The following is an 8,262-nucleotide window of genomic DNA, read 5'->3' as shown; positions in this document are numbered from 1 at the left end:
CAGGGGGCGCTGCCCCCTCTGTCCCTGTATGGCCATTCACCCCCGGGATATTTTTTCAGAGAAGATCGCGGATTTGAGACAATTTTTAGCGGTTGCAGATCAAGATTTCGCATTGAAAAAGTCGCTGATCTTTTGGGCCAACGGTTCCGAAATGCCGTCCACGACCACCAGATCGGGGATTGCGGCGCGGCTGACCGCTTTCGCAGAGCCGAAATGCGCCAGCAGCGCGCGTTTGCGGGCAGCACCGACGCCAGGGATATCATCCAGCGGTGTCGCGCTGACGGCTTTTGCGCGTTTGGCGCGATGCGCGCCAATCGCCCAGCGATGCGCCTCATCGCGGAGACGTTGTACGAAATAAAGCACGGGGTCGTTCATGCGCAGGGCGAAGGGGCGCTGGCCGGGGCGGTGAAATTCCTCTTTCCCCGCGTCGCGGTCCACGCCTTTGGCAACGCCGATCATCGCGATATCATCGACGCCGAGGTCTGACATGATGCTTTCAACTGCCGACACCTGCCCTGCCCCGCCGTCGATCAGCAGCAGATCGGGCCACGCATCGGATTTGCGGTCCGGGTCTTCTTTCAACAGACGTTCAAAGCGACGGGTCAACACCTCTTTCATCATGCCGAAGTCGTCGGAGTTTGCTCCGGCTTCAGATTTGATGTTGAACTTGCGGTATTGCGATTTCAGGAAACCCTCGGCGCCCGCAACGATCATACCGCCCACCGCATTGGTGCCTTGAATGTGGGAGTTGTCGTAAACCTCAATCCGGTTCGGCGGGTTGTCCAGATCAAACGCCTCCGCCAAGCCTGCCAACAGTTTGTTTTGCGTGGCGGATTCCGACATCTTCCGCGCAAGGCTTTCGCGGGCATTGCGCGCGGCGTTTTCGACCAGTTCCGCCTTCTCGCCCCGTTGGGGAACGCTGATTTCAACCTTGCGGCCGGCACGGGTGCTGAGTGCATCGGTTACAAGATCGGCGTTATCGACGGCATGTGACAGCAACAGCAGGCGCGGCGGTTCCTTGTCGTCATAGAACTGGGTCAGGAAGGCTTCGAGAATTTCCGGCTCCTCCGCACCCGCCGGGGTGCGCGGGTAGAAATCACGGTTGCCCCAGGATTGGTTTGCGCGGATGAAAAAGACCTGCACGCAGGCTTGGCCGCCCTCCAGATGCAGCGCGACGATATCCGCCTCGGCCACGCCGCGCGGGTTGATGGCTTGGGCCGATTGCACCTGGGTCAGCGCCTTGATCCGGTCGCGCAAGGCGGCGGCGCGCTCAAACTCCATCGCCTCGGAGGATCTGGCCATTTCGCCGGCGAGATTGGCCTGAACATCGGTGCTTTTGCCTTCCAGAAAACGTTTGGCATCCGCGACGAGATTGCCATACTCCGCCTCACTCACCTTGCCGACGCATGGGGCGGCGCAGCGCTTGATCTGATATTGCAGGCAGGGCCGGGTTCGGCTGGAAAACATCGCATCCGAACAGTTACGCAGCAGGAAAACCCGCTGCAACTGGTTGAGCGTGCGGTTGACAGCACCTGCCGAGGCGAAAGGGCCGAAGTAATGGCCGCTCTCCGACCGTTTGCCACGATGCTTCTTGATCATCGGGAACGGGTGATCGGTGGGGATCAGAATGTTCGGGAAGGATTTGTCGTCGCGCAGCAACACGTTGTAGCGCGGTTTGAGTTGCTTGATGAGGTTCTGTTCCAGCAGTAGCGCCTCGGTTTCCGTGCGCGTGGTCAGGAACATCATCGATGCGGTTTCCGCGATCATCCGCGCGATACGCCCGGAATGGCCGGAGGGGCGGGCGTAATTCGAAACCCGCGCGCGCAGATTGCGCGCCTTGCCGACATAAAGCACTTCCGACGCGGCGTTGAGCATGCGGTAGACCCCCGGTGATCCGTCCAGCGTCTTCAGATAGGCCTGAATGACGCCATGACCGGTCGGGATGTCTGGGCTTTGGTCGGTCACGTCAAATCACCGTCTTTGTGAATCATCGATTCCCTCATGGCTGCAACGACCGCAGGCAAAGGGCAAGAGCAAACCTATCCCCGCTTTCTGTGGATAACTCTGTTGGAAATATTCTGCCAAGACAGATTTCTCCTTGTTTTCGGCCCGGTTCCCCTGATTGCCTAAAAATTGGGCGGTTTACCAAGTTATTGATTCCTAACGAAATTAAAAGAAATCATGGGCAAATGACTGAAAAGACAAGGGAATTTGCAACAGTCATGTGGCTATCAACGATCCAGTGCACAACTTGCCGCTAGGGCAAGCGAAAGCGCTACTCAACCCCAAGGATATCTGTGGTCTTCCACCCCAGATGCTGGCCGCCATCAACGCAGAGAACCTGTCCCGTGACCGCAGGCGCATCAAGGAAATAACCAAGCGCCGCAGTAATATCGACGGGGTTCGCGCCGCGCCCAAGCACCGTATTCTTGCGTTGCCGCGCGAAGTGATCCGCCGACTGGCGCGCGCCGATCATCGTAGGGCCGGGGCCGATCGCGTTGACCCGGATCGCCGGGGACAACGCCTGCGCGGAGGTTTGGGTCAGCGCCCAAAGCCCCATTTTGGCCAGCGTATAGGTCATGAATTCCGGTGTCAGCTTTCGCACCCGCTGATCCACCATGTTCACGATCAGCGAGGGGGCAAGCGGTTCGCCATTTTGATCCGCCGTCACCGGCAAGGCTTGCGCGGCAAAGCCTTGGGTCAACAGGAAAGGCGCGCGCAGATTGCTGCCCATATGCCGGTCCCAACTGGTCCGGGTTGCGCTGTGGATCGTGTCATAGTCAAAGATCGAGGCGTTGTTGACCAGCACCGTCAGCGGCCCGCCCAATGCCGCGACCGCTTGTGGGACAAGCGCCGTCGTCGCGGCTTCGTCAAGCAGATCGGCTCGTAGCGCAACAGCCTCGCGCCCCATCGCCCTGATCTCCGCGACCACGCCAGCGGCTTCATCCGCCGAGGTGGCAAAATGCACCGCAACATCATGCCCGCGCGCTGCCAGATATAGCGCCATCGCGCGGCCCAGCCTGCGCCCTGCTCCGGTGACAAGTGCTGCCATCACAGCACCAACGACGCGGTATAGACCGCATAGGCGATAACAAACCCGATCCCGACCCGGCGGGTGATATCACGGCGCATCAGGATAAACGGGATGAGGATCAATGCCGCCGCAAGCATCACCCACAGATCCGAGTGCAGCATCGTGGCCGGAACCGGAATCGGGCCGACCAGACCGGCCACCCCGATAATCCCCAGAAGGTTGAAGATGTTGGAACCGATCACATTTCCCATCGCCACATCGGCCTGCTTTTTGGACGCGGCGACGATGGAGGTTACTAGCTCCGGCAAAGAGGTGCCGACGGCAACCAACGTCAAACCGATCACGGTTTCAGAGATCCCGAACATCCGCGCGATACCTGATGCGCCATCGACCAGCAATTCCGCCCCCAAAGGCAAGCCGATCAGACCCACCGCCAGAAAGCCGATGACTTTCCACCACGGCGCGCCGGGGTCCACACCGTCCAGCGTCTCGGCTGCGAGCTTCTTCTGCGTCCGTGCGCTGTGGATATTGTCCCATAGCGTTGCACCCATCGCGGCAAGCAGGATCAGCGCATGCCACCAGCGGATCGGACCAAGAAAGCACAGCAGAACAAACAGCGCGGATGCCGCCAGCATGATGACATAGCTGCGGCTTACCCCCAAGGTGCTGGAATGGATCGTTGAGATGATGGCCGGAATACCCAGCACCAGAAAGACGTTCGCGATATTGGAGCCGACGACATTGCCCAGCGCGATCCCCGGCACTCCGTCCAGAACAGCACTGACGGAAACCAGAAGTTCCGGTGCCGAGGTGCCAAAAGCCACCACGGTCAACCCGACGATCAGCGGCGGGATGCCAAGGCGCAGGCTCAGGTTCACCGCGCCGCGCACAAGCGCGTCACCCGCAACCACCAGCAGGATCAAGCCGATAGCGACAATCACAAGGTCCATCATCATCGGCTCGGTCTATCCTTTGGTCGCGTCGTTCTGGCAGTCACAGGGACCGGAGCCGATGATATAGCGGCCGCATTTCTTACAAAGCGCAGGTTTGGATCTGACGCGTTTGCGCGTGATGCCGGGGGCGAGTTTTCCCAGCCAGCCCAGTTTCCCGAACATCGCCAGCACAAGGACGGCGACGAGAAAGAGTGTGACGACTTTTACCATCTCAAAGCCCGAACCGCGACCAGAGCGCGCGATCCTCCAGTTCCGCCAGTGCCGAAGCGGCAAATTCCGCCCCGAATACGCCGATACCAAAGCGTTGCAGCAAGGGTTTGCGCTGGCCCAGAACGCGCAAGGCAACCTTGTCCCCGTATAGTGCCTTCATTTTCGGCACCAGATGTGCGACTCCATCGGCAAGGCCAACATCCACCGCACCCTGGCCAACCCAGATATCGGCGTTGAAAAGGTCAGTCGCGGTTGAAAGCCGCCCGCCACGCCGGGTTTTGACATGGGCGATGAACGCCTGATGGATCGTTTCCTGCAACGCTTTCAGGCGGGTAACATCTTCGGGCTTTTCCGGCAGGAACGGATCTGCAAGCGATTTGGATGTTCCGGCAGTGTGAACCCGCCGCTCAATCCCATGTTTTGACATGAATTGCGGAAAACCGAAGCTGGCGGAGATGACGCCAATCGAGCCGAGGATGGAACTGTCATCCACCCAGATGTTATCGGCAGCACAAGCCAGCCAATAGCCACCCGAGGCGGCCACATCCTCGACAAAGGCGTGAACCGGGATGTTCTTTTCCCCGGCAAGGCGCCGGATACGCGCGGCAATCAGGCTTGATTGTGCGGCGGACCCACCGGGGGAGTTGATGACCAGCGCCACCGCGACGGGTTTACCGCGACCGAAGGCACGCTCAATCTGCGCGCTCAAACCGGCGTCGGACAGCGCGGGGCTGAAACGGCTCCCGCCCCCGATGGCACCGGACAGGCGGATCACGGGGACGAAGGGAGGCTTTTTCAGAAAAGGGATGAATTTGTGCATCCCGCACATCTAAGCCGCAGAGCGGGGCGGGACAAGAAGGCTTGCCACCGCCCGCGCCGATTTATTGTGCTTTCAGGCGCGTGTCGCGGCATTTTGCGCACGGAGCGCCGCGACGCCGTTGCGGCGATACCGATTGTCCGGTCCCGGCGGCGCAGGCGCGCGCTTCAGATTTTTGCTTTCGCGTCAGTTCCCCATCTTGATCAAGCCACCGGCCAACAAGGCGACAATCGACGCCTGGTCGATGTAACCCGTCACCTGCTGATTGCGGCTTTTCTGAAAGCGGCGGATCGCGCGCCGCGTCTTATTGTCGAATTCACCGTCAGCCTGACCTGCATCAAAACCGAGACCCGTCAGCCGTTCCTCGATCAACTGCCGTGTAAAACCGTTGAGACCAAGCGCGTTTTCCGCCGCTTCGGCTTGCGCGCGGGCGGCTTCGTCCAGTCGACCACCGCCGGGCTGCATCGCCTCGATGCGGGCCGTTGCCTCTGGTGCGAAAGCACCTTTGGGGAATTGCGCCAGATAATCCTGATAGCTGGCGATGCTGTTGGCGGTTTCGGCAGCGGACCATGCGTCACGATCCTGCCGGGCGGCGGCGGCGCGCCGTTCTTCCTCGAACACCGACAGCCTGTCATTCGCCACTTCGGCAAAAATGCCATCCGGATAGCGTTTGAAATAGGCGCGCAGGCCCGGCTCATCCCCGGCGGCACCAGTTGTTTCCCAATAGGCGCGATCCTCCCGCTCCAGCTTTGCTTGCCGCGCGGCGGCTTCCGCCTCCAGTTCCGCCGCGCGACGGTCGGCCTGGGCGGCAAGCCGGGGCAGTTGCGCGGCAGTCAGATAACCGGTGGCATTCGCCCCTTGCGCTTTTTGCCATGTCGTAATGGCGGCGCGGCTGCCTTTGCCGAACAGCCCGTCGATTCCCTTCGGGTCATAGCCAAGCAAGGAAAGCTGGCGCTGAATTGTGCGTCGTTGATCGCGGTCGAGGCCCAGCGCTTCTTCCGTGGCTTGCGCGATTACCGTAGGATCGCTGCGCAGACGGTTGAGTTCTGAATTGGCGAGCGCGGCAAAACGTCCGCTGGGATAGGCTTGTACAAAGGCCTCATACCCGGCAATCGTGGCGGTTTTTTTCGCGGCGGCCCAGGCTGCGTCCTCCTTGCGGGTGTCCACCGTTGGTGTTGCCGGTGGCTGCGGCGGGGCAGGCGGAGTTGTTTGAACTGCATCCGCCATGCGGAAGGGCAAGGAAGCCGGCAGGAACCCTTGCGCCTTGAGTTGACTGTTCGACGCAAGAAGCTGCGCCAGACTTTGGCCGCGTTGGGTCAGGCTGTCTGCGGCGAAAGCCGCTATCTCGCTCGACGGGCCGGAGATCAGCGCAACGCCTTGCGGTATAACCAGCGCACCAATTCCCGCGCGCAGACCCGGCTCAAAACTTGGGTTGTCGCCGTCCTGACCCAGCAGAACCACGGCCCCCCCCGGCAGTTGCGCCGCCACCGACAGCACCGTCGCCAAATCCATCGCGGTGCCGCCAATGCTGACGATATTTTGCGGCCCGGATTGCGCGGTGTCGGGATCAAGATACCATGACTGGCTGTCAGAGTGGGCGAAATTGCCCGACAGCAGAATCACCAGCCGGTCCGACGGTGCCTGTTCGTGTAAAACCCGGGCAAGACGCGCGCGCAGCACACCGGTCGCAAGATTGCGCCCGTCCATCACCGTGAACCCAGCATTGCCAAGTGCTTTCGCGGCGCGATCCATTTCTGCACCGGCTGCTGCGGCGGCGGCAGGATCGTTGCGCACGATGACGGCGCGGTCTTCGGCCCAAGCCGGACCCATGCCGAAAATCATCCCCGCCACGACAAGCGATTTCAACAGATTATCCATGCCTTCCCCCTTCATCCCATCCATTTTTTTGTCTCAATTCCCGGCGGCGACCCGTCAGCGCATCAACCGAATTGGCTCTGACCATGCGAAGCCGTGCGCGAGCGATCAGCGTTTACCGCGACGGCCTGAGTAGTTATAACGTGGGATTGAGGGTTTGGTTTCAATTTTCACCCGCATCCGCCGCCAGTCATTGCCAATTTGGGCAACAAGCCGCGCAGGCAGCGCCTTCGGTTGTGCTGCTGCAAGGCCGGAATCCCGTTCGGGTGAGGGCACAAGCGGTTGATTCAGCCGCTTTTTTGGTCTGCGGTGGCGCATGCGGCGGATCGCCGGTTCAGCCCTGTATGCAAGGCTCATGTATCGTTTATCCAGAACCACGGTGATCAGGGATGCTTGAAAACAGACGACCGCCTCGCCGGATACCCCCTGAAAGGCACGATCGGCGATACCGTACTTGCGGTGCTTTGCGCCTGTGGACACAATATCCGAAAGATCTTAGCCACCTCAGGGAGTGGCTTGGCTGGATCATCGCTGCCTTGTGGGCCGCTCAAAACCGGCACCACGACCAGCAGCACCCGGCCCAACCGCCCGGAACGGCATGATCACTTCAACCGCCGCGTCCCGCCCGCATCGCCCGGCGGCGGGCCATTGCATCGCCGCGCGCTTCTGCACGGTCATTCGCGGGTGCGGCGGGTAGCACAGAATCGGACGCACGGTACGACGATCCCTTCGCCGATTTCTCGATATGGGCGGCCAACGCCTCCAGCACCGGAAAACGGAAAATGTCGGTGATTGAAAGTTTCACATCGCCAAGTTCTGCCTTGATGTTGCGATGCGCCTGCACCGCCAGCAAGGAATGTCCGCCAAGGCTGAAGAAATTGTCCCGCGCGCCAACTTTCGCAACGCCCAGAAGCCGTGCCCAGATTTGCGCGACACTCTCGGCAACGCCGCGTGGCGCAACATAGTGCTCGGTCGCGATGGCACTTTGCCCCGGTGCGGGCAATGCCTTGCGGTCAACCTTGCGGTTGGGGGTGAGCGGGAAGCTGTCCAGTGTCACGAAATGAGCGGGCACCATATGGGCTGGCAAGGCCGCCGCCAGTTCCCGGCGCAAAGTGCTTTCCGCCGCCGTGCCGCGCAGATAGGCAACGAGGCGCAGATCGCCGGGCGTATCTTCGCGCGCCAGAACCACGGCTTGCATCACGCCGGGTTGCGCCTCCAGCAAGGTTTCAATCTCCCCCAACTCAATCCGGTAGCCGCGCAGTTTGACTTGATGATCGGCCCGGCCAAGGAAATCGAGCTTGCCCCCTTGCCAGCGCACCAGATCACCAGTCCGGTACATGCGCTGACACTTATACACATCTGACGCTGCCGAC

7 protein-coding genes and 1 pseudogene are annotated in these 8,262 nt (G+C 60.8%); 1 reads left to right on the top strand and 7 read right to left on the bottom strand.

Features of this window, described 5'->3' with window-relative positions:
- Nucleotides 1-99 precede the first annotated feature (99 nt).
- From uvrC to L0H65_RS09785, 6 genes are all read right to left on the bottom strand, one after another.
- Nucleotides 100-1,965 (bottom strand): excinuclease ABC subunit UvrC, encoded by a 1,866-nt coding sequence (gene uvrC, locus L0H65_RS09810; protein WP_301458693.1) that lies wholly within the window; start codon nucleotides 1,963-1,965, stop codon nucleotides 100-102.
- 310 nt (nucleotides 1,966-2,275) lie between these two features.
- Nucleotides 2,276-3,055 (bottom strand): SDR family oxidoreductase, encoded by a 780-nt coding sequence (locus L0H65_RS09805; protein WP_301458692.1) that lies wholly within the window; start codon nucleotides 3,053-3,055, stop codon nucleotides 2,276-2,278.
- A complete protein-coding gene (locus tag L0H65_RS09800) occupies nucleotides 3,052-3,990 on the bottom strand; it encodes a calcium/sodium antiporter (protein WP_301458691.1) in 939 nt (312 codons plus the stop codon). Before L0H65_RS09800 ends, L0H65_RS09805 begins: the two co-directional genes overlap by 4 nt.
- 9 nt (nucleotides 3,991-3,999) lie before the next feature.
- Complete coding sequence (locus tag L0H65_RS09795) at nucleotides 4,000-4,197, bottom strand: hypothetical protein (RefSeq protein WP_301458690.1); 198 nt, start codon at nucleotides 4,195-4,197, stop codon at nucleotides 4,000-4,002.
- 1 nt (nucleotide 4,198) lies between these two features.
- Nucleotides 4,199-5,017, bottom strand: coding sequence for a S49 family peptidase (locus L0H65_RS09790; protein ID WP_301458689.1), 819 nt, complete (start codon nucleotides 5,015-5,017; stop codon nucleotides 4,199-4,201).
- 183 nt (nucleotides 5,018-5,200) lie between these two features.
- A complete protein-coding gene (locus L0H65_RS09785) occupies nucleotides 5,201-6,892 on the bottom strand; it encodes a peptidoglycan-binding domain-containing protein (RefSeq protein ID WP_301458688.1) in 1,692 nt (563 codons plus the stop codon).
- A gap of 378 nt (nucleotides 6,893-7,270) precedes the next feature.
- Here L0H65_RS09785 and L0H65_RS09780 point away from each other — a divergent pair.
- Nucleotides 7,271-7,491: pseudogene (locus tag L0H65_RS09780) on the top strand (hypothetical protein); the annotation flags it as partial.
- 5 nt (nucleotides 7,492-7,496) lie between these two features.
- On the opposite strand, the gene L0H65_RS09775 reads toward L0H65_RS09780, so the two are convergent.
- On the bottom strand, nucleotides 7,497-8,262 hold a 766-nt coding region (locus tag L0H65_RS09775), incomplete at its 5' end, for a phosphopantetheine-binding protein (RefSeq protein WP_301458687.1).

The sequence above is a fragment of the Pseudorhodobacter sp. genome, from assembly GCF_030452865.1.
Taxonomy (GTDB): domain Bacteria; phylum Pseudomonadota; class Alphaproteobacteria; order Rhodobacterales; family Rhodobacteraceae; genus Pseudorhodobacter.
The sequence above is the reverse complement of the archived record's forward strand: the minus strand, read 5'-3'. Positions and strand labels throughout refer to the sequence as shown.

What these genes read in the sequence shown, in the direction of transcription:
- L0H65_RS09790 (WP_301458689.1), bottom strand. Translation starts at nt 5,017, where the DNA reads ATGCACAAATTCATCCCTTTTCTGAAAAAGCCTCCCTTCGTCCCCGTG.
- L0H65_RS09800 (WP_301458691.1), bottom strand. Translation starts at nt 3,990, where the DNA reads ATGATGATGGACCTTGTGATTGTCGCTATCGGCTTGATCCTGCTGGTG.
- L0H65_RS09785 (WP_301458688.1), bottom strand. Translation starts at nt 6,892, where the DNA reads ATGGATAATCTGTTGAAATCGCTTGTCGTGGCGGGGATGATTTTCGGC.
- L0H65_RS09795 (WP_301458690.1), bottom strand. Translation starts at nt 4,197, where the DNA reads ATGGTAAAAGTCGTCACACTCTTTCTCGTCGCCGTCCTTGTGCTGGCG.